15 protein-coding genes and 1 pseudogene are annotated in these 18,583 nt (G+C 71.9%); 6 read left to right on the forward strand and 10 right to left on the reverse strand.

Features of this window, described 5'->3' with window-relative positions; translation table 11 throughout:
- Nucleotides 1–15: 15 nt before the first annotated feature.
- The gene (locus AB0K03_RS30190) at nucleotides 16–231 is read right to left on the reverse strand and encodes a zinc ribbon domain-containing protein (RefSeq protein WP_364691612.1); all 216 of its coding nucleotides are present in this window, start codon (nucleotides 229–231) and stop codon (nucleotides 16–18) included.
- Between the two features lie 450 nt (nucleotides 232–681).
- On the opposite strand from AB0K03_RS30190, the gene AB0K03_RS30195 reads away from it, so the two are divergent.
- The 4 genes and pseudogenes from AB0K03_RS30195 (at nucleotide 682) to AB0K03_RS30210 (ending at nucleotide 5,793) form a co-directional block, all read left to right on the forward strand.
- A complete protein-coding gene (locus AB0K03_RS30195; protein WP_364691615.1) occupies nucleotides 682–1,794 on the forward strand; it encodes a murein transglycosylase in 1,113 nt (370 codons plus the stop codon).
- A 54-nt stretch (nucleotides 1,795–1,848) separates the two neighbouring features.
- Nucleotides 1,849–2,898 carry a GNAT family N-acetyltransferase gene (locus AB0K03_RS30200; protein WP_364691617.1) on the forward strand — a complete coding sequence of 350 codons (1,050 nt, stop codon included), beginning with the start codon at nucleotides 1,849–1,851 and terminating at the stop codon, nucleotides 2,896–2,898.
- A 143-nt stretch (nucleotides 2,899–3,041) separates the two neighbouring features.
- A pseudogene (locus AB0K03_RS30205) lies at nucleotides 3,042–5,366 on the forward strand (endonuclease); the annotation flags it as partial.
- A 181-nt stretch (nucleotides 5,367–5,547) separates the two neighbouring features.
- Entirely contained in the window at nucleotides 5,548–5,793 is a 246-nt protein-coding gene (locus tag AB0K03_RS30210) for a hypothetical protein (protein ID WP_364691620.1), read from the forward strand.
- A 181-nt stretch (nucleotides 5,794–5,974) separates the two neighbouring features.
- Here the strand turns inward: AB0K03_RS30210 and hemB are convergent, their stop codons facing one another.
- The 8 genes from hemB to AB0K03_RS30250 form a co-directional block, all read right to left on the reverse strand.
- The gene (gene hemB / locus AB0K03_RS30215; protein ID WP_364691623.1) at nucleotides 5,975–6,964 is read right to left on the reverse strand and encodes a porphobilinogen synthase; all 990 of its coding nucleotides are present in this window, start codon (nucleotides 6,962–6,964) and stop codon (nucleotides 5,975–5,977) included.
- A gap of 161 nt (nucleotides 6,965–7,125) precedes the next feature.
- Entirely contained in the window at nucleotides 7,126–8,712 is a 1,587-nt protein-coding gene (locus AB0K03_RS30220; protein ID WP_364691626.1) for a uroporphyrinogen-III synthase, read from the reverse strand.
- Nucleotides 8,709–9,638, reverse strand: coding sequence for a hydroxymethylbilane synthase (gene hemC / locus AB0K03_RS30225; protein ID WP_364691629.1), 930 nt, complete (start codon nucleotides 9,636–9,638; stop codon nucleotides 8,709–8,711). The genes AB0K03_RS30220 and hemC overlap by 4 nt, the downstream gene beginning before the upstream one ends.
- Nucleotides 9,635–10,930: a glutamyl-tRNA reductase gene (locus AB0K03_RS30230; protein WP_364691631.1), complete on the reverse strand. Its 1,296-nt coding sequence runs from the start codon at nucleotides 10,928–10,930 to the stop codon at nucleotides 9,635–9,637. Before AB0K03_RS30230 ends, hemC begins: the two co-directional genes overlap by 4 nt.
- Nucleotides 10,927–11,676, reverse strand: coding sequence for a redox-sensing transcriptional repressor Rex (locus AB0K03_RS30235; RefSeq protein ID WP_364691633.1), 750 nt, complete (start codon nucleotides 11,674–11,676; stop codon nucleotides 10,927–10,929). The genes AB0K03_RS30230 and AB0K03_RS30235 overlap by 4 nt, the downstream gene beginning before the upstream one ends.
- A 267-nt stretch (nucleotides 11,677–11,943) precedes the next feature.
- Nucleotides 11,944–12,585: an HAD hydrolase-like protein gene (locus AB0K03_RS30240; protein ID WP_364691635.1), complete on the reverse strand. Its 642-nt coding sequence runs from the start codon at nucleotides 12,583–12,585 to the stop codon at nucleotides 11,944–11,946.
- 10 nt (nucleotides 12,586–12,595) lie between these two features.
- Nucleotides 12,596–12,844, reverse strand: a complete 249-nt coding sequence (locus tag AB0K03_RS30245) for a glutaredoxin family protein (RefSeq protein ID WP_364691638.1) — start codon at nucleotides 12,842–12,844, stop codon at nucleotides 12,596–12,598.
- On the reverse strand, nucleotides 12,841–14,364 hold the full coding sequence (locus AB0K03_RS30250; protein WP_364691641.1) for an AMP-binding protein: 1,524 nt from the start codon (nucleotides 14,362–14,364) through the stop codon (nucleotides 12,841–12,843). Before AB0K03_RS30250 ends, AB0K03_RS30245 begins: the two co-directional genes overlap by 4 nt.
- A gap of 458 nt (nucleotides 14,365–14,822) precedes the next feature.
- Here AB0K03_RS30250 and AB0K03_RS30255 point away from each other — a divergent pair, with 458 nt between their 5' ends.
- Nucleotides 14,823–15,605: an ECF subfamily RNA polymerase sigma factor, BldN family gene (locus AB0K03_RS30255; RefSeq protein ID WP_364691720.1), complete on the forward strand. Its 783-nt coding sequence runs from the start codon at nucleotides 14,823–14,825 to the stop codon at nucleotides 15,603–15,605.
- 181 nt (nucleotides 15,606–15,786) lie between these two features.
- Nucleotides 15,787–16,938, forward strand: a complete 1,152-nt coding sequence (locus AB0K03_RS30260; protein ID WP_364691644.1) for a DUF5667 domain-containing protein — start codon at nucleotides 15,787–15,789, stop codon at nucleotides 16,936–16,938.
- Nucleotides 16,939–17,070: 132 nt separating this feature from the next.
- Here the strand turns inward: AB0K03_RS30260 and AB0K03_RS30265 are convergent, their stop codons facing one another.
- The gene (locus tag AB0K03_RS30265; protein ID WP_364691723.1) at nucleotides 17,071–18,039 is read right to left on the reverse strand and encodes a lysophospholipid acyltransferase family protein; all 969 of its coding nucleotides are present in this window, start codon (nucleotides 18,037–18,039) and stop codon (nucleotides 17,071–17,073) included.
- Between the last annotated feature and the right edge of the window lie 544 nt (nucleotides 18,040–18,583).

The raw sequence follows: 18,583 nt of genomic DNA on the forward strand, positions 1-18,583 counted from the left end.
AACGCCGTGCGGGCGTCAGCAGCCGCAGGCGCCACCGCAACAGCCGCCGCCGCCCCCGGCCGGGAGGGACGGCGCAGCGCCGCTGCGGCCCGTCACGGCGACCGTGGAGAGGAGCTTGACCGTGTCCGTGTGCCCTTGCGGACAGGCCGCCGGGGCCGAGGCGTCGGCCATCGGACGATTAAGTTCGAAGGTGTCGCCGCAGGCGCGGCAACGGAAGTCGTATCGCGGCATCCGGACAGCGTATTGCCTGGACGGGGCCTCGCGCTGCATCGCAGGTGCGTAGTTGTTGACCACACATAGCCCGGGGTCCATGGCCACCGGCGGTGGCCCGCGCCCGGTAGTCTTCTGCGAGTGGTAGACGGGCACGACACACCCTCGAAGCGACCGGCGGCGCCGCACCTCGGCGGACCCCTCGGCAGCTCGGGTGCGGCGCCCGAGGAGCAGCCGGCTGTAGCTGCGGAAACGCCCAGCCCGAGCGATGCGCTCCAGAGGACCGTCGACGGGCCGAACGAACCAGCCGAGCCGGCCCAGTCCGCCGAACCCGCCAAGCCCACCGGACCCGTCGAGCCGGCCGAACCTGCCAAGCCGGCCGAGCCTGGTCAGTCGGCCGAGCCCGGTCAGTCGGCCGAGCCGAAGACGGCCGAGCCGAGTTCCGCCGGACCGGCCACCCCAGCGACGGCCATGGCCGACGACAAGACGGCCAAGACCGACGACAAGACGGCTGCGATCGAGAAGGCGTCCAGGGCCGACGACAAGACGGCCAAGATCGAAGACAAGGCCAAGACCGGCGACGAGACGACCGAGGCCGAGGACAAGCAGCCGGGTGATCGCTCGGTGGCGCCGTCGGCAACGGCCGTCGCGCTTGCGTCGCGCGGCCGGACCACCCGGGTGTTGCGCAGGGCCAACCCCGCACGCGTGGCTCGCAGCACGTCGGAGTGGGCCAAGCGCCCGTCCGGCCGGTTCATCCTGCCGGCCGTCATCGCCGTGCTGCTGCTCGGCGCCGCGGGTACGGCCGGTGCTTACCTCGTACCGCAGGCTCTGCAGTCGGTGCCGTCGCCCAGCGCGACGCCGAACTTCGGTCTGGACGCCGGCGGATCGGCCGCCCCGGCGCCCAGCGGGGGCGGCGTGCCGAGCCTGCCGGGCGTCAGCTCCGCGGCCACCGCGCCCGGCGGCCTGCCCACGACGGCGCCCGCCGGAGTGGCCGGGGGGCGGCCCGCCGATGTGCTCGCGGGGTGGGCCCAGCAGACCGGCACCCGGGTCGGCATCCCGGTGGTCGCGGTGCAGGCCTACGGGTACGCCGAGCTGGTCGTCGGCCGCACCGCCCCCAGCTGCCACCTGAGCTGGACCACGATCGCCGCCATCGCGAAAGTGGAGTCCGCGCACGGCAGCGCGAACGGCGCGGTGCTCGGAGTGGACGGCACGGTGGCGCCACCCATCCTCGGTCTGCCGCTCGACGGCAAGGGTGGCCGTCAGCTGATCCGCGACACTGATCAGGGCGTGCTGGACAAGGACAACCAGTACGACCGTGCGATGGGCCCGCTGCAGTTCATCCCGCAGACGTGGAACGAGATCTCGGCCGGGAACGCCGTGGACGCCGACAACAACGGTGTATCGGACCCGAACGACATCGACGACGCCTCGCTCGCCGCGGCGGTCTATCTCTGCCGGGGCGGCCGGGACCTGTCCAAGGCGGACGCCTGGTGGGACGCCATTTTGTCCTACAACGCAGTACGCCCGTACGCGCAGAAGGTCTTCGACGCCGCCAACGAGTACGGCCAGCGCAGCCGCCTCTAGCGATCCACCCACAGTGACGGGTCGCGTACATTTGCTCCCCCGGCACTTCCCTGAATGTCGAGATACCGGCAAGCTGTACGGGTGAGGGTGCGTGAATGGGATCCCCGGTCCGCGTCGGACGAGGAGATCCGATCGCTCGTGGAGACGCTGAACGAGGTACTCGCAGCGGACCTCCCGGACGATCCACCGTGGCAGGACGTGCAGGTCAGGGAGTACCTGGCCGAGACGATGCCGGGCGAGCGCCGGATCAGCTGGGTGGCCGAGGACGACCGGCTGCCCGAGGGCACGGGCAAGGTTTTCGGCCATGTCACCCTGCTCCTGCTGGGTGACATCGGCGTGCTGGAGGTGCTGGTGCACCCCGACCTGCGCCGCCGCGGCCTCGGTCAGCAGCTGGTCGCCGTCGCGGCCCGCCGGGCATACCTCGAGGGTTTCTCGTCCATCGGCGTCGAGGCGATCGGCGACACCCCGGCGATCCCCTTCTACGAGTCGCTGGGCTTCGAGAAGGAGTACGTGGAGACGCGCAACGTGCTGACTTTGTCCAGCGTGGACTGGAGCGCGCTGAGCACGATGGCCGGCGGCATCAGCGCCGGCTACCGCGTCGAGTATCACCCGGGCGGCCCGCCGGAGAGCCTGCTGGAGGCGTACGCGCAGGCGAAGCTCGAAGGTCAGGACGGCGACGACAACGACCTGGACCTGCGCCCGAGCTCGTCGGATCCGCAGCGGCTCCGGGACAGCCTCGACACGCTGCACCGGCGTGGGCTGAAGCCGTACATCGTGCTCGCGATCCACGAGACCACCGGGACGGTCGCAGGGCTGACCGAGCTGGTCGTGCCGGCGCAGCACCCGGAACGCGCCGACCAGTACGACACCATCGTCGTGCGGGAACATCGCGGTTACGGGATCGACCGGGCGATCAAGGCCCGGATGCTGCTCGAGCTGCGGACGGCGGAGCCCGGCCTGCGCGAGGTCCAGACCTGGAACGCCCAGCACAGCGAGTCGATGCTGAAGGTTAACGCCGAGTTGGGATTCCAGTCCGACCGGGATTGGTACGAATACATCGCCGACGTTGCGCAACTGGTACAGAGACTGGAACCCACGAACTGACCTGGGCCTTTAGGGTCGGCGTACCCCTTTTCAAGCTCCGCTGTGGAGGCTTCGTGCGCTACCCACGCATATTGCCCATCATTGTTGCCCCCGTCCTGACGGCTGTGCTGATCCCAGGCGTCGCGCGGGCCGCTGACGAACCCCTGTCGATCGGCGCGGTGCAGGGCAGCACCACGTCCTCGCCCCGTACGCACCGCTCCCCGCTGGCGAACCCGTCCGGCAACGGCGCCAGCAGCGCCCAGTACGAGGTCCGCGGCGTCGTCACGCAACGCACGCTGGCCCGGACCGCCGCGGGCGCCGACCAGAACGGCTTCTTCCTGCAGAGCCGCAAGGGCACCGAGGACGGTGACCCCACGAGCTCCGACGGCATCTTCGTCTTCATGGGCTCGTTCACGTCCCTGATCGGCGGCTATGTGCCCACGGTCGGCGACGAGATCGTGGTCAAGGCGCGGGTGGCCGAGTACTTCTCGCTCACCCAGCTCTCCAGCGCCTCGCTGGTCACCAAGCTCGCCTCGGACGTACCGATGAGTGAGGTCCAGGCCGACGACGCGACGCCGCCGGCCGATGTGGCCGCCGCCGACCTGTTCTGGGAGCGGCACGAGGGCATGCAGCTGCGGGTACGCGCGGGCTCCGGCGCCGTGTCGGGCCGCAACGTCTTCAGCGACACGGCCGACGCCGAGATCTGGGTCGTCGACAAGGACGATCCGCTGCTGGACCGCGCCGACCCGTACGCGCGCCGGGTCTTCCGCGACGCCCACCCGCTGGACGACGACCCGGCCCGCTTCGACAACGGCAACGGCGACCGGATCCTGCTCGGCCCCATGGGCGTCAAGGCGACCGCCGGTGACAACACCACCCTGCTGCCGGCGGTGAAGACCTTCGACACGCTGTCCGCCGACGCGGTCGGGGGCGTCTACTACGCCTTCAACAAGTACGGCATCCAGCCCTCGACCGCGGAGTTCACGCCGGGCGCCGACCCGTCGAAGAACAACCCGCCGAAGCCGGCGAAGCGTGGCTCCGAGTTCGCGGTCTCGACCTACAACGTCGAGAATCTGTACGACTTCCGCGACGACCCGTTCGACGGTTGCGACTTCACGGGCAACTCTGGGTGCCCCGGGGTCAGCCCGCCGTTCGACTACGTGCCGGCGAGCGAGGCCGCGTACACCGAGAAACTCGGTAACCTGGCCGACCAGATCGTGAAGAGCATGCACTCGCCCGACGTCATCCTGGCGCAGGAGGCCGAGGACCAGGACATCTGCACGGTCTCCGGCGCCACGCTCAGCTGCGGTGACACGAACAACGCGGACGGGCAGCCGGACACGCTGCAGGACCTCGCGCTGACGATCAAGAACGCGGGCGGCCCGGCCTACGCGGCGGCGTTCGACCGCACCGGGGCCGACGCACGCGGCATCACGGCGGCGTTCCTCTACCGCACCGACCGGCTGTCGCTCGCGACCGCGTCCGCGGACGACCCGATCCTCGGCTCGGCCCCGCAGGTGCAATACCGGGGCACGCCGCTCGCGAGCAACGCCGACGTGTCCAACCCGAAGGCGCTCAACGCGGTGCTGCCCGCGGACGTGGACCGGTCCACCGGTGTCGACGGCTCCAACGTCTTCACCCGCGCACCGCAGGTGGCGCTCTTCGACGTGCAGGCTGCGCCGGGGGCGTCGGAGCACTTCCAGCTGTGGGCGATCAGCAACCACTACAGCTCGGGACCGGACAGCCGCGTCGGCCAGCGCCGGGAACAGGCCGCCTACGGCGCTGCGATCACCACGGCCATCGAGGCGACCCACGCGCACGCGCGGATCGCGTACGGCGGCGACCTGAACGTCTTCCCACGCCCGGACGAGCCGGTCCCCGCGAAGCCGGGCGACCAGCTGGGGCCGCTCTACGACGCCGGGCTGCACAACCTCTGGGACGACCTGGTGACGGACGCGCCCGCGTCGGCGTACTCGTACGTCTTCGACGGCCAGGCACAGACCCTCGACAACCTTTTCGTCAACGACGCGTTGCACGGCGACCTGATCGAGATGCGGGCCGCACACATCAACGCGGACTGGGCGGCCGAGGACGAGGCCAACGGCTCCAAGGGCTCGAGCGACCACGACCCGCAGATCGCCCGCTTCCAGTCGAAGGCGGCGCTGGCCACGGCCGACGCCGCGGTGGCCGAGGGCAACAGCGGCACGACGGCGCTGAACTTCCCCGTCACGCTGTCGCGTCCGCTGAGCAAGCCGCTCACCGTGTGCGCGACCGCGGTGCCCGGCTCCGCGTGGCCGGTCGTCGACTTCGACCCCTACTTCGGGTGCAAGTCGATCCCCGCGGGTGGGACCGGCGTGACGTTCACGGTCAAGGTGCGCGGCGACCGCTTCCGCGAGCCGGACGAGACGCTCACGCTCGTGGTGGCCGGCCTGGGCGACGTCCGCCAGACCGACCCGTCGGCCACGGGCACCATCAAGAACGACGACTGACAGGCACGATCCACCGCTGCCGGGTCCGCTTCGCGCGGGCCCGGCAGTTCTCTTTACTCGTACGCCTCTGAGCACGCGCCGAGGATGCCGGATTCGGCCGGGTCCCGCAGACGGTCCTGTGGATACTCGCGCGTTGTGGACAACCCGATTCGCCGTTCGCCGGATGGGTAGCGTGCCTCGCATGACAGACGAACCGTTGCCCGTCGAGGCGGAACAGGCCGCCGGCGACCCGGCAGGCCCAGAAGCAGCGGCCCCCGCGGCAGCCCGGGAACCGGCCGACGACTCCGCAGCCGAGGAAGGCGCCGGCGGCCGCGAGAACAAAGGCTCGCCCGGCCAGCCGTGGAAGCCGGGCGAGCAGCCCTACAGCGACCGCCCGGAACAGGACGGCGAGACACCCGGACCAGCCAAGACCGAGCCCTCGGACTGATGCCGTTCGACAAGCCGGACCGCCGAGGGCCTCCGGTCGATCAGCACCACCCGCCGAGGCGGCGGTCGAGGATAGGGGGTCGCTCAGCCGCCGCTGCGCGCAGAGGGCTGCCGGTCGATCAGCGGCATCCCACCGAGGCGGAAAGTGGCGTCCACCTGGTCAGGAAGGACCCACGGGTCGATCAGTACCGGCTGCGCAGGAGCTGAGCGGCCTCGGTCGCCCAGTACGTCAGCATGACCTGCGCGCCCGCCCGCTTGATCGACGTCAGCGTCTCCAGCATCACGCCCTCGCGGTCGATCCAGCCGTTGGCCGCGGCTGCCTCGACCATCGCGTACTCGCCGGAGACCTGGTAGGCAGCGACCGGGACTGTGACCCGGTCGCGGACCGCCGCGATCACGTCGAGGTACGGCAAGGCCGGCTTGACCATGACCATGTCCGCGCCCTCGGCCACGTCGAGGTCGACCTCGCGCAGCGCCTCGCGGATGTTGCCGGGGCTCTGCTGGTAGGTGCGGCGGTCGCCCTGAAGGGTGGACTCGACGGCCTCGCGGAAGGGGCCGTAGAAGGCGCCGGCGTACTTGGCCGCGTACGCCAGGACCGTGACGTCCTGGTGGCCGGCCTGATCGAGGGCGCGCCGGATCGTGCCGACCTGGCCGTCCATCATGCCGGAGGGGCCGACGACGTGGGCGCCCGCCTCGGCCTGGGCCACACCCATCCGGGCGTAGAGGTCCAGGGTGGCGTCGTTGTCGACCGCACCGTCGGGGGTGAGGACGCCGCAGTGACCGTGGGAGGTGAACTCGTCGAGGCACAGATCGCTCATCACGACCGTGGAGTCGCCGACCTCCGCGATGACGTCCCGGATGGCGACGTTGAGGATGCCGTCCGGGTCGATGCCGCCGGAGCCGGTCTCGTCCTTGTTCTCGCTCGCCGGCACGCCGAACAGCATCAGGCCACCGACTCCGGCGCCGACGGCCTCGTGGGCGGCCTTGCGCAGCGAGTCGCGGCTGTGCTGCAGGACTCCGGGCAGCGACGAGATCGGCCGCGGCTCGGTGAGTCCTTCCTTGACGAACAGGGGCAGGACCAGTTCGGCGGGGGACACCCGGGTCTCCTCGACGAGCCGGCGCAGGGCCGCCGTGCGCCGCAGCCGGCGCGGGCGAATGTCCGGAAACGACATCGTCACTCCCTCAGCCAGGCCGGCCGCACCACAGACCGGCGGAAACGCACCGAGCCCGCCTCAGCGAGGAGACCCGGCAACAAACCCCGAGCCGACCCCACGCGAGACAACCCGGCAACAACACCGGGCCGGACGCGTCGCGCCCGGCCCGGACCTCGGAATCAGCGGAACCGGAGAGCCGTCGGTCCCTGTACCTTCGAGCCGCGCCGCTGCTTGGCCGGCATGGCGGCCAGCTTCTCGCGGAGCTCGACCGCGTACGAGGCGAGGGCCTCCACGAGGTCGGGCACCGAGGCGTGCTGGGGCTGGACGTCCACGCGCAGGCCGAACTCCGTGGCCGTCTCCGCCGTCTTCGGGCCGATCACGGCGACCACCGTGCGGGCGTGCGGCTTGCCGGCGATGCCGACCAGGTTGCGGACCGTCGAGGAGGACGTGAACAGCACCGCGTCGAAGCCGCCCGACTTGATGGCGTCGCGGATGTCGGCCGGCGGCGGGGCCGCGCGGACCGTGCGGTACGCCGTGACGTCGTCGACCTCCCAGCCGCGCTCGATCAGGCCGGCCGCCAGGGTCTCCGTGGCGATGTCGGCGCGGGGCAGCAGCACCCGGCCGACCGGGTCGAGGATCTCGTCGTGCGGGGAGAACTCGGCCAGCAGGCCCTCGCTGGACTGGTCGCCGGCCGGGATGAGCTCGGGCTGGATGCCGAACGCCCGGACCGCGTCGGCGGTCGCCTCGCCGATGCAGGCGATCTTCACGCCGCCGAAGTGGCGGGCGTCGAGGCCGTGTTCGGCGAACTTCTCCCAGACCGCGCGGACCGCGTTGACCGAGGTGAAGACCACCCAGGCGTAGCGGCCGTCGACGAGGCCCTTGACCGCGCGTTCCATCTGCGCCGGGGTGCGCGGGGGCTCGACAGCGATCGTCGGGACCTCGCACGGGATGGCGCCGTACGCGCGCAGCCGGGCGCTCATCGCACCCGCCTGCTCCTTGGTGCGCGGCACGAGGACCTTCCAGCCGTACAGCGGGCGGTTCTCCCACCAGCTCAGCTTGTCTCGCTCCGCGACCTCCGAGCCGACGGTGAGCACCACGCGGCCGGTGAAGCCGAGCGCCGCCGCGACGAAGCTGTCGACGGTCGAGGTGGTCGTGTACTGGGTCTCACCGGTGCCGTCGCCGGTCACCGCGACCGCCGTGCCGGGCTCGACGCCCGCGGCGAGCAGCCCGTCGCGGACCGCGGCGAGGTCGCCGGCGTCCACCGCCACCGCGAAGGAGCCCTTCTGGGCCGACGCGGCGAGCGCGTCGAAGTCGAGGGCCGCCACGTCGTCGACGTCGGCCACCGTGCGGACGCCCGGCAGCGGCACGCCCGCGTACGTGGCGACGCCTTCCGCCTGGCCCAGTCCCGGGACCACCTCGAAGTGCACGGCCGTGCGGGCTACCGCCTGCACCTCCCGGACCACGGCCTCGTGCCCGAACGGGTCGCCGGCCACCAGGTGCACGGCGGACAGGCCGGACTTGGCCGCGGACAGCAGCACCTTGGCGACGTCGCCGGGCGCACCCTCGGCGGGGCTGAACTGGGTGTCGTCCTTGGCCTCCGCCTTGATCGCCGCGAGCAGCGACTCGGGGACGCCACGGTCGTAGACGACCTGGTCGGCGTCGGCGAGGGTGTCGTGGGCCCGGCGCGTCAGCAGCCCCGGGTCGCCGGGTCCGGCGCCGACGAACGCGATGCGTCCGGCGCGGTTGCGGGCGGTGCGGGTGGTCATTCTGTGCTCCCCATCAGGGTGTCGGCGCCGGCTTCGAGGAGATCGGCGGCGAGCGCCTTGCCGATCTCCGCCGCGTCGGCGGGCGTTCCGGTGCGCGACAGCCGGACAGCTCGGGCCCCGTCCGGGCTGATCACCGCACCGCGCAGGTAGATCTCGTCGCCGTGCTCGCCTTCGGCGAGCTCGGCGTGTGCCGCGACCGGGGCGGAGCACCCGGCCTCGAGCGTGGCGAGCATCGCCCGTTCCGCCGTGACGGCGGCGCGGGACGGTGCATGATCGAGCGCCCCCAGCAGCTCGACCAGGTCTGCGTCGCCGGACCGGCACTCCACCGCCAGCGCACCCTGGGCCGGGGCGGGCAGCATGAGCATCGGGTCCAGCGTCTCCGTGATCTCGGCGGCCCGGCCGAGACGCACCACGCCGGCCCGCGCCAGCACGATCGCGTCGAGGTCGGCCTCGGGGCCGAGCACTCGCGCGATGCGGCTGTCGACGTTGCCGCGGATCGGCGTGACCTGCAACTGTAGGCCCAAAGCGTGCAGTTGCGCGATTCGGCGCACCGCCCCCGTGCCGATGGTGGCCCCGGGCGGGAGCTCCGCGAGCGTCTTCCCGTCGCGGGCGACGAGCGCGTCGCGCGGGTCCTCACGCTGTGGCACAGCGGCGATGTGCAGTCCGGGGTGCTCCCCGGTGGGCAGGTCCTTGTACGAGTGCACGGCGAAGTCGATCTCATTCGCCAGCAGTGCGTCCCGCAGGGCCGACACGAACACGCCGACGCCGAGCCGGGCGACCGGGGCGGAGGAACGGTCCCCCGGGGTCACGATGGGCACCAGCTCGACCGGCACGCCGGAAGAGGCCGTGACCGCGGAAGCGACCATCTGTGACTGGGCGAGGGCGAGGGCGCTGCCCCGGGTGCCGAGGCGCAGCGGGGTGCTCACGCTTGTCCTCCGATCTCGGGTACGGCGTCGGCCTGGGTGGCATGCGGAACGTCCAGGTCGAACAGCTCGCGCAACAGAGCCGCATACTGGTCGCCGCCGGGCTCGGCCGCAAGTTGCCGGACCCGCACGGTGGGCGAGTGCAGCAGTTGCTGGACAACCCGGTGCAGGGTACGGGAAACGTCGGCCCGCTGCTCCTCGGTGAATTCCGGCCGGCGCGCGGATAGCTTGCGCAGCTCGGCGCTGACCACGTCCTCGGCGCGGGTGCGCAGCGCGGCGACGGTCGGGGCGATCTCGGCGCCCCGCAGCCAGGCGAGGAAGTGATCGACCTCGCTCGCGACGATCTGCTCGACGGCGGCGGTCTCCGCGGCGGCGGGCAGGGCGCGGCGGTTCGCGGCGAGCCCGTCGATGTCGACGACGGTCACCTGGGGCAGCTCGGCGACCTCGGGTGCGACGTCACGCGGCACGGCGAGGTCCAGCACGACGAGCGGGCGCTCCCGGCCGGCGAGCCGGTCCGCGGTGAGCACGGGCTCGGTGGAGGCGGTGGCGCAGACGACCAGGTCGGCGTCGCGCAGGGCGGCGTCGAGGTCGGCGAAGGGCACGGCGGTGGCGCCGTACGCCTCCGCGAGCCGTGCGGCCCGCTCGGCGCCACGGTTGGTGATCTGCACCGGCCCCACGCCGGAGCGGGTGAGGGTGGCGACGGACAGGGCGCCCATCGCGCCTGCGCCGATCACCAGGCCCGGGTGGCCGGTCAGGTCGCCGCCGAAGGAGCCGGCCGCGACCTCGAGGGCGGCGGTGACCACGCTCTGCCCGGCGCGGTCGATGCCGGTCTCGGCGTGGGCGCGCTTGCCGACGCGAAGCGCCTGCTGCATGAGCTCGTGCAGGAGCCGGCCGGCGGTGTCGGCCTCGGTCGCGGCGTGGTACGCGTCGCGCAGCTGCCCGAGGATCTGCGCCTCGCCGACGACCATCGAGTCGAGGCCCGAGGAGACCCGGAACGAGTGACGCACCGCCGCCTCGTCGTAGTGCACGTAGAGGTGCCCGGCGAGGTCACCGGCGCTGATGCCGGACTCCTCGGCCAGCACGGCGCACACGTCGCCGAGCCCGCCGTGGAAGCCGGAGACAGCCGCGTACACCTCGACGCGGTTGCAGGTGGAGAGGACGACGGCCTCGCCGACGTACGGCTGGGCGACGAGCTTCTGCAGCACGGCCGGGATCTCGGGGCCGGCGATGGTGAGGCGTTCGAGCGTGCCGACCCCGGCGGTGCGGTACGACGCGCCGACGCTGAGCAGGTTCACGATCCGACCGCCTCCTGGTTGGCGCCCTCGACGGTGCTCGCACCGCGCCCGCCGGGCAGCGCGGTGAGCGACGCCTTGCGGTGCTCGTGGAACGACAGGATCTGCAGCTCGATGGCCAGGTCGACCTTGCGCACGTCGACGCCGGCCGGCACGGACAGCACGCAGGGCGCGAAGTTGAGGATGCTGGTGACCCCCGCGGCCACCAGCTCGTCCGCGACACCCTGGGCCGCGCCGGCGGGGGTGGCGATGACGCCGATGGCGATGCCCTCCTCGACCACGGCCCGGGACAGCTCGTCGATGTGCCGCACGACCAGGCCGTTGATCGTCTCGCCGACCAGCGCGGGGTCGGCGTCGAAGAGCGCGACGATGCGGAAGCCCCGGCTGGCGAAGCCGTCGTAGCCGGCCAGCGCGTGGCCGAGGTTGCCGACGCCGACGAGGGCGACCGCGCGGCGCTGGTCGAGGCCGAGGATGTACTCGATCTGGTCGACCAGCAGGGCGACGTCGTAGCCGACGCCGCGGGTGCCGTACGAACCGAGGTGGGAGAGGTCTTTGCGGAGCTTGGCCGAATTGACGCCGGCCGCTGCCGCGAGACCCTCGCTGGAGATCGTGTCCGAACCGTTCTCGGCGAGGTTGTGCAGAGCGCGGAGGTATTCCGGTAGCCGCGCGATCGTCGCCTCCGGAAGGTCCGGGAAGGCGGGCACTGCACCGGCATTGCCGGGCGCGTTTCCTTGACGCTGCTGACTCATCTGACTCCGTGCCGACGAGGTGGCGAACCTGCGGTGAGCCCTCTGTGGCCTGGATGGACCGGCTGTGGTAGCGGGGCTCGTCGGAGTCACAGAGTAGGCGCTTGTGAAGGCGTGCACAAATCGCGATCTTGATAGCGGAACTGGACAAAGATCAAGCCAGCGTGCTATTCGCACGCCGACACCTGTCCGAGTATTACCGCTTTACGCGGCCATCGACCAGCGCCGTCGGCATACCGACGACGGATATCACAACGCCGCCGGCGAGCGTCACAACGCCTTGGCGAGGGCCACGGCCTCCAGCAGCGAGTCGGCCACCGGCACACCCGACGCGCGCAGCCGCGCCGGCTCGGTGAATCCGCCCGTGTAGAGCACGCAGAGCGCCCCGGCGGAGGCCGCCGCGTCCGCGTCGTCGATCGAGTCGCCGATGAGAACGGCCTGGTCGCCGGCCACCTGCAGCTGGTCGAGGTGCCGTGCCAGGTGGCCGGCCTTGAGGCCGCCGTCGACCTCCGTGGGCCGGCCGTCGATCCGCGCGAACACGCCGGCGAGCCCGCGCGACTCCACCGCCGGGATCAGCTCGTCGTGGAACCACATCGACAGCAACGACTGCGTGCCCGGCCAGGCCTTGATCGCCGCCTCGGCGTCCGCCGCGAGCGGGATCGTGGTCAGGCCCATCCGGTACGCGTCGTGGAAGATCCGGTCGAGCTCCTCGAACTCCTCGTCGGTGATCGCCCGTTCGAGGATCTCGGCGTAGAACTCGCTGACCGGCCGGCGGAAGCGCCGCCGGTGCTCGTCGGAGTCCACGTTGCGCCCGCCCACCGCGGCGAACGTGTGGTTCGTGGAGGAGACGACGAGCGAGAGGTCGTCGAGCAGGGTGCCGTTCCAGTCCCAGACAAGATGCGTACGCGCCACGGCCGTGAGGCTACAGCCGAGGAGCCCCCGGCGGTCGAGCCATATCCCGCAGCAGCCGCTCCTCCTCGATCCGCCAGTAGCCGTGCTCCTTGCCGTCCAGCAGCACCACCGGCACCCGGTCGCCGTAGTCGCGTTCGAGGTCGATCGAGTCGGAGACCTCCACCCGGGTCCACTCGCCCGCGGCGATGCGGTCCAGCACCTGCTCCGCCTCCTCACAGAGGTGGCAGCCGGTGCGGCTGATCAACGTCAGGCGGGTCATCGCAGCTCTCCCTTGCGTACCTTGCCGATCGCCGAGTGCGGCAGCTCGTCGACGACCTCGATGCCGGCCGGCAGCTTGTACCGCGCGAGCCGGGCGGCACAGAACGCCTCCAGCTCCGCGGGGGTCGGCGCCGGGTCGAGGGCGGGCACGACGTAGGCGTACGGCGCCTGCCCGGTCCGCTCGTCCGCGACGGCGACCACGGCCGCCTCGGCCACGCCCGGGTGCTCGTCGAGGACGCGTTCGAGCTCGGCGGGGTAGACGTTGAAGCCGTTCACCAGGATCAGCTCGCCGATCCGGTCGACCAGCACCAGGTCGCCGTCGGCGTCCGCGTACGCGATGTCGCCGGTGCCCCACCAGCCGTCCGCGTCCGGGCCGCCGTGCCCGTCGGGCCAGTATCCCGAGAAGAGGTTGTCGCCGCGCACCACGATCTCGCCCGGGTCCGTGCCCTCGGAAACCTCCAGGTCGAGGTCCAGCTCGTCGGTCGCCGGCTCGGCGACGGGCCCGTCGCGCCACAGCACGGCACCGTCCGCGGTGCGCAGCAGCAGGGAGACCCCCGGGAGTGGCCGGCCGATCGATCCGACCTTCGTGCGGTCACTCACCGCAGTCGTGGTGAGTACCGGCGCAGCCTCGGTCAGGCCGTACCCGATCAGGATGCCGGCCCCGGTCGCGGCCGTGAACCGCGCCGCGTCGGCCGGGTCCAGCGGCGCCGCGCCGCACACCGCCGTGCGTACCCGCCGGAAGTCGGCGCCGGGCGTGCGCGACCAGGCCGCATACATCGACGGAACCCCGATGACGACGGTGACCTGGTGTTTCGCGATGAGCGAGACGGTCTCGACCGGGTCGAAACGGTCGACGAGAACGCCGCAGGCCGCGTGGTGAGCGACCGCGCCGAGGCCGGTGTTGAGCCCGTAGGCGTGGAAGAACGGGATCGCCAGCAGCACCACGTCGTCGTCGCCGACCACCGCCGGCTCGATCCGCTGCAGCTGGTCGTTGTTCGCCGCGAGGGCACGGTGCGTGAGCATGGCGCCCTTCGGCCGGCCGCTCGTCCCGGACGTGTAGAGCAGCACCGCGAGGTCCGTCGCGGCCGGCGCCGCCGCCGCGGGCACGGCTTCGTCCGACGAAGACCCCGAAAGATCCGATGACGGTACGGCCACCCCCTCCGACAACCGCAGAGCACCCAGCACCGCGTCATCGGCGACCACCCGGACCGCGCCGCTGTCCGTCAGCGCGAACGTCACCTCGTCCGCCGCGTACCCGGGATTGAGCGGCACGGCGACCCGCCCCGCGCGCAGTGTTCCGAAATAGGCGACGGCGAATTCCGGGGTGTTGCCGAGAATGATCGCCACCCGGTCGCCGGGCGCCGTCCCGGCGGCCAGCCGGCGAGCTGCGCGATCCACCCGCTCATCCAGGTCCGCCCAGGTCAGCACGGTGTCCCCGGCGATCAGCGCGGGGCTGCCGGGACGTCGGCGCGCCGCATCGCGGACGGGGTCACGGGCCGGTTCGGCGGTGAGATCTCCCACGACGCCCGAGTCTGGCACACCGGCCACCCGTACGGGGAGCGTCGGACAGTCTGTCCGCGTTCGATCACAGAGAGTCCCACATGGTGACAGAGGTGCGCCATGTCGCCTCTGCGCCACTTCGGGCCAATTTCGCGCAGCGCACACGGTGTGCGACTCGCTGTGCTTGAGCTCCGTAATACTTCCCGTCTGTGTAACGGATTCCACAGTCCGTGGGTGAGGCCGGCCCGGTGATCGGGTCCGCTTCACCCCCTTTTGTTGTGGACCGCTTTCGGACACCCCTCATCGACGGCCCGCCGGGTCAAGGAGGCGCAGTGAGTCATGTGTACGCCGGCGATCCGTACAGCCGCGAGCTCTTCGCGGCTTACCCGAGCCTTCCGGAGGGGCTGACCGCGCTGCGCGACGGCGTCGCCCACGCGATCCGTGGCGACAGCCCCAAGCGCACCCGCAACCGTCCGCACATCAACGAGTCGCCGCTGGGGCACCTGCCACCCACCGGCAACTCCAAGGGCGGGCGGGTCGCCGTACCCGGGCGGCCGCAGCCCCCGCAGCAGGCGGGACCCGGACGGACCGGCGCAACCGACGGGGAGCAGGCCGTGGTCGTGCCGGCACAGAGCACGACCGGGCCGCCCGGCGAGACCGAGCCACCGAAATATCCGGCGCGCCCCGACCCGGGCGACGCCGCGGCCGAGGTGTGGGCGCTGGTGGAGCGGGCACAGGCCGGCGACGCCGCGGCGTTCGGGCTGATCTACGACCGGTACGTGGACACCGTCTTCCGGTTCGTCTACTTCCGGGTCGGCAACCGGCAGCTCGCCGAGGACCTCACGTCGGACACGTTCCTGCGGGCCCTGAAGCGCATCGGCAGCTTCACCTGGCAGGGACGCGACCTCGGCGCGTGGCTGGTGACCATCGCCCGCAACCTGGTCGCCGACCACTTCAAGTCGGGCCGCTACCGGCTCGAGGTCACCACCGGCGACGTGCTCGACGCCGACCGCGAGGACCGCGGGCCCGAGGGCAGCCCCGAGGCCGCCGTGGTCGACCACATCACGAACGTCGCCCTTCTCACCGCGGTCAAGCAGCTCAACCCGGAGCAGCAGGAGTGCATCGTGCTGCGCTTCCTGCAGGGCTTCTCCGTGGCCGAGACCGCGCGGACGATGGGCAAGAACGAAGGCGCCATCAAGGCGCTGCAGTACCGGGCCGTCCGGGCGCTCGCCCGCCTGCTGCCCGAAGGGTTCCAGTGGTGACGCCGATTTCCCCGATGTCGATCTCTCATGGCGTTGTTGCCCAGCTCGCACCCGTAACCGGCCCCGCCGGTCGAGCGTTTGTCCGGGTGCGACCCGTGGTGGGCCTGCGTTCCACCGGTTCCGTCGCGCCTGCCGGCAACCTCGCCGGCGGGTCACTCACGAGCGAAGGGAGGTGCCCTCGGTGAGCTTCGATTTCCTCGATCGCCGGAGCGCCGAGCGCTTCGCGGAGCTTCTCGACGAGACCAGCGGCGGCCGTCGCCACCACGCCCGGGGCCAGGCCGACGAGCAACTCGCCGAGCTGGTCGCCATCGGGCACAGCCTCTCCGCGGCACGGCCCGCAGTCCAGGTCGATCCCGAGTTCCGGATGGGCCTGCGGGCCATGCTGATCGCCACCGCCGAACGCGACGGGATCGGGGAGACGGCCACCGCGCCCGACCCGGAGCCCGACGTCGCCGAGCCGGTCCGGAAGCTGTTCGGCCGTACCAGCCGACGCATCCGCGCCCGCGGCGCCATCGTGATCGGCGTCGCCGCCGGTGCCATGGCGGTCTCCGGGATCTCCGCCGCCAGCGAGAACGCCGCGCCCGGCGACGCCCTGTACGGCGTCAAGCGCTCCACCGAACGCGCCCAGCTGGCCATGGCCGGCTCCGACATCACCCGCGGCCAGCTCTCGCTGACGTTCGCCCGTAACCGCCTCGCCGAGGCGGCCGCGATGAACGGCCAGGACAGCCGGTTCGCCGACGCCCTCGACGACATGGACGCCGACACCAAGCAGGGCGTCAAGCTGCTCACCTCGGCCGCGGTCACCCGCCGCCAAGCCACCGACCTGGCGTCCGTCGACTCGTTCGTCGAGAGCCAGCGCCGGGTCATCACGCCGGCCCTGGACGGGCTGAGCCCGGCCAACGCCGAACGCGCGCAGAAGTCGGTGAGCCTGCTCGACGCGGTCGAACGGCGCGCCGACAACGTCCGCGACGGGCTCAGCTGCAGCACGATCACGCAGTCGCGCAGCGACGCGCTCGGGCCCGAGCTGAAGTCGTGCAAGGCCGGCGCCTCCGACTCCACCACGTCGGAGCGGCGGCAGGGTCAGGGGCAGAGCGAGAAGAAGGCCCCGCTCGGCAAGAACGGCGAGCCGAAGAAGAGCGGAAAGCCCACGGTCAGCAGCGGGCCGTCGGACGAGCCGGACGTCACCGGCACCGTCGCCGGCGCGGGTGACGCGTCCGCCCCGGCGACGGCCGACCCCGAGCCGATGATCTCCGTGGACCCGGCGAACCCGCCGACCGCCGACGACAAGGGGCTGCTCGGCGGCCTGCTGGGCGGCATCTTCGGAGGCAAGTGAGCTCGGCGGCCATCGGCTCGTCGAAGCGGGAACACGTACGGACATGGCGAGGGGCGGTGCCGACTTCAAGAGTCGGGGCCGCCCCTCAATGCGTACTGTAGCTTCCGATCGGCGCCGGGAAAAAGACCCGAATCAGGGTCCGAACGGGTCGGGCCGCTTCTCGAGCAACGAGTGCAGCGTCGCCTGGATGGTCTCGCGCACCTCGTCGGCGAGGTTGTAGACGACCAGCGGATCGTCGGCGTACTCGGTGAGGTGCGCGGTCGGGATCGGCTCGCAGAACTGGATCAGCCACTTGCTCGGCAGCGGCACGAGCCCCAGCGGGCCGAGCCACGGGAACGTCGGCGTCACCGGGAAGTACGGCAGCCCCAGCAGGCGGGCGAGCGGCTTGAGATCGGCCAGGATCGGATAGATCTCCTCGGCGCCGACGATCGCGACCGGCACGATCGGCGTACCCGTGCGCAGGGCGGCCGACACGAACCCGCCCCGGCCGAACCGTTGCAGCTTGTAACGCTCGGAGAAGCGCTTCCCGATGCCCTTGAACCCCTCGGGGAAGACGCCCACCAGCTCGCCGTCGCTCATGAGACGCTCGGCGTCCGGGTTGCAGGCGACGGTGGCCCCGGCCTTGCGGGCCAGCTCGGACAGCACCGGCATGCGGAACACCAGGTCGGCGCCGAGCAACCGGAGATGACGGTCGCGCGGATGCTGGTCGTGCAACGCGGTGGTGAGCATCAGCGCGTCGAGCGCCAAGGTCCCCGAATGGTTCCCGACGATCAGCCCGCCACCGACATCCGGCACGTTCTCGATGCCGAACACCTCGGTACGGAACCAGTCCCGGTAGAGCACCCGCAGCATCGGGTGGAACACGGTGTCGGCCAGCTCGGGATCGAAGCCGAACTCGTCCACCTCGTACGCCCCGGCGAGCCGCCGGCGCAGGAACGCCAGGCCCCGGGCGACCCGCTGATCCCAGATGTCCACCGGATGCGGCGCGACCTCGGGCTGCGGATCCGGATTCTGTCGCAGGTCCGGCTGGTGATGCGGTTCCGGCTTGTCCTGCGATTCGGGCTTTTCGGCCGCGGGCGCAGGTGGTGTCGTCTTGCGCAGGCCTGCGGACTTCGAGCGGTTGACGGTTCTGCGGGGACGAGGCTTCTTCGCCTCGCCCGCGGCGACCTCGGCGGATGCAGCGTCCGCTGCCTGACCGCCCTCGCCGCTCCGCGCCGCGGCGTCCTTGGGGGCGGGATCCACGTCGCCGGCCTGACCGGCCTCGCCGGGGCGGGCCTCCTCGCCGGACTTGACGGCCTCGCCAGGCTGGACCGACTCGTCGGGCTGGACCGCCTCGTCGGGCTGGACCGACTCGTCGGGCTGGACGGCTTCGTCGGGCTGGACCGCTTCGCTGCTCTGCGCCGCATCGGCCTTCTCGGCTGCGGCTGCGGCACGGCGGCGGGGGCGCTTGGCGGCCGGCGGCGGATCCGGCATCGGAATGGGGCGCTTGCCGTTGACCGGCTTCGGCGCAGCCGCCTGGGGGAGCGTGAAGTCGGCGTGCCCGGGCAGCGCGGGGTGGAAGTCGTCGCTCATGACGTCACGGCCTCATGGTCGTCGGCGGTGTCGGCCCGCTCGCCGACAGTGTCAGCCCGCTCGCCCGCGGCGC

Source organism: Actinoplanes sp. NPDC049316 (assembly GCF_040677315.1).
Lineage (GTDB): Bacteria > Actinomycetota > Actinomycetes > Mycobacteriales > Micromonosporaceae > Actinoplanes.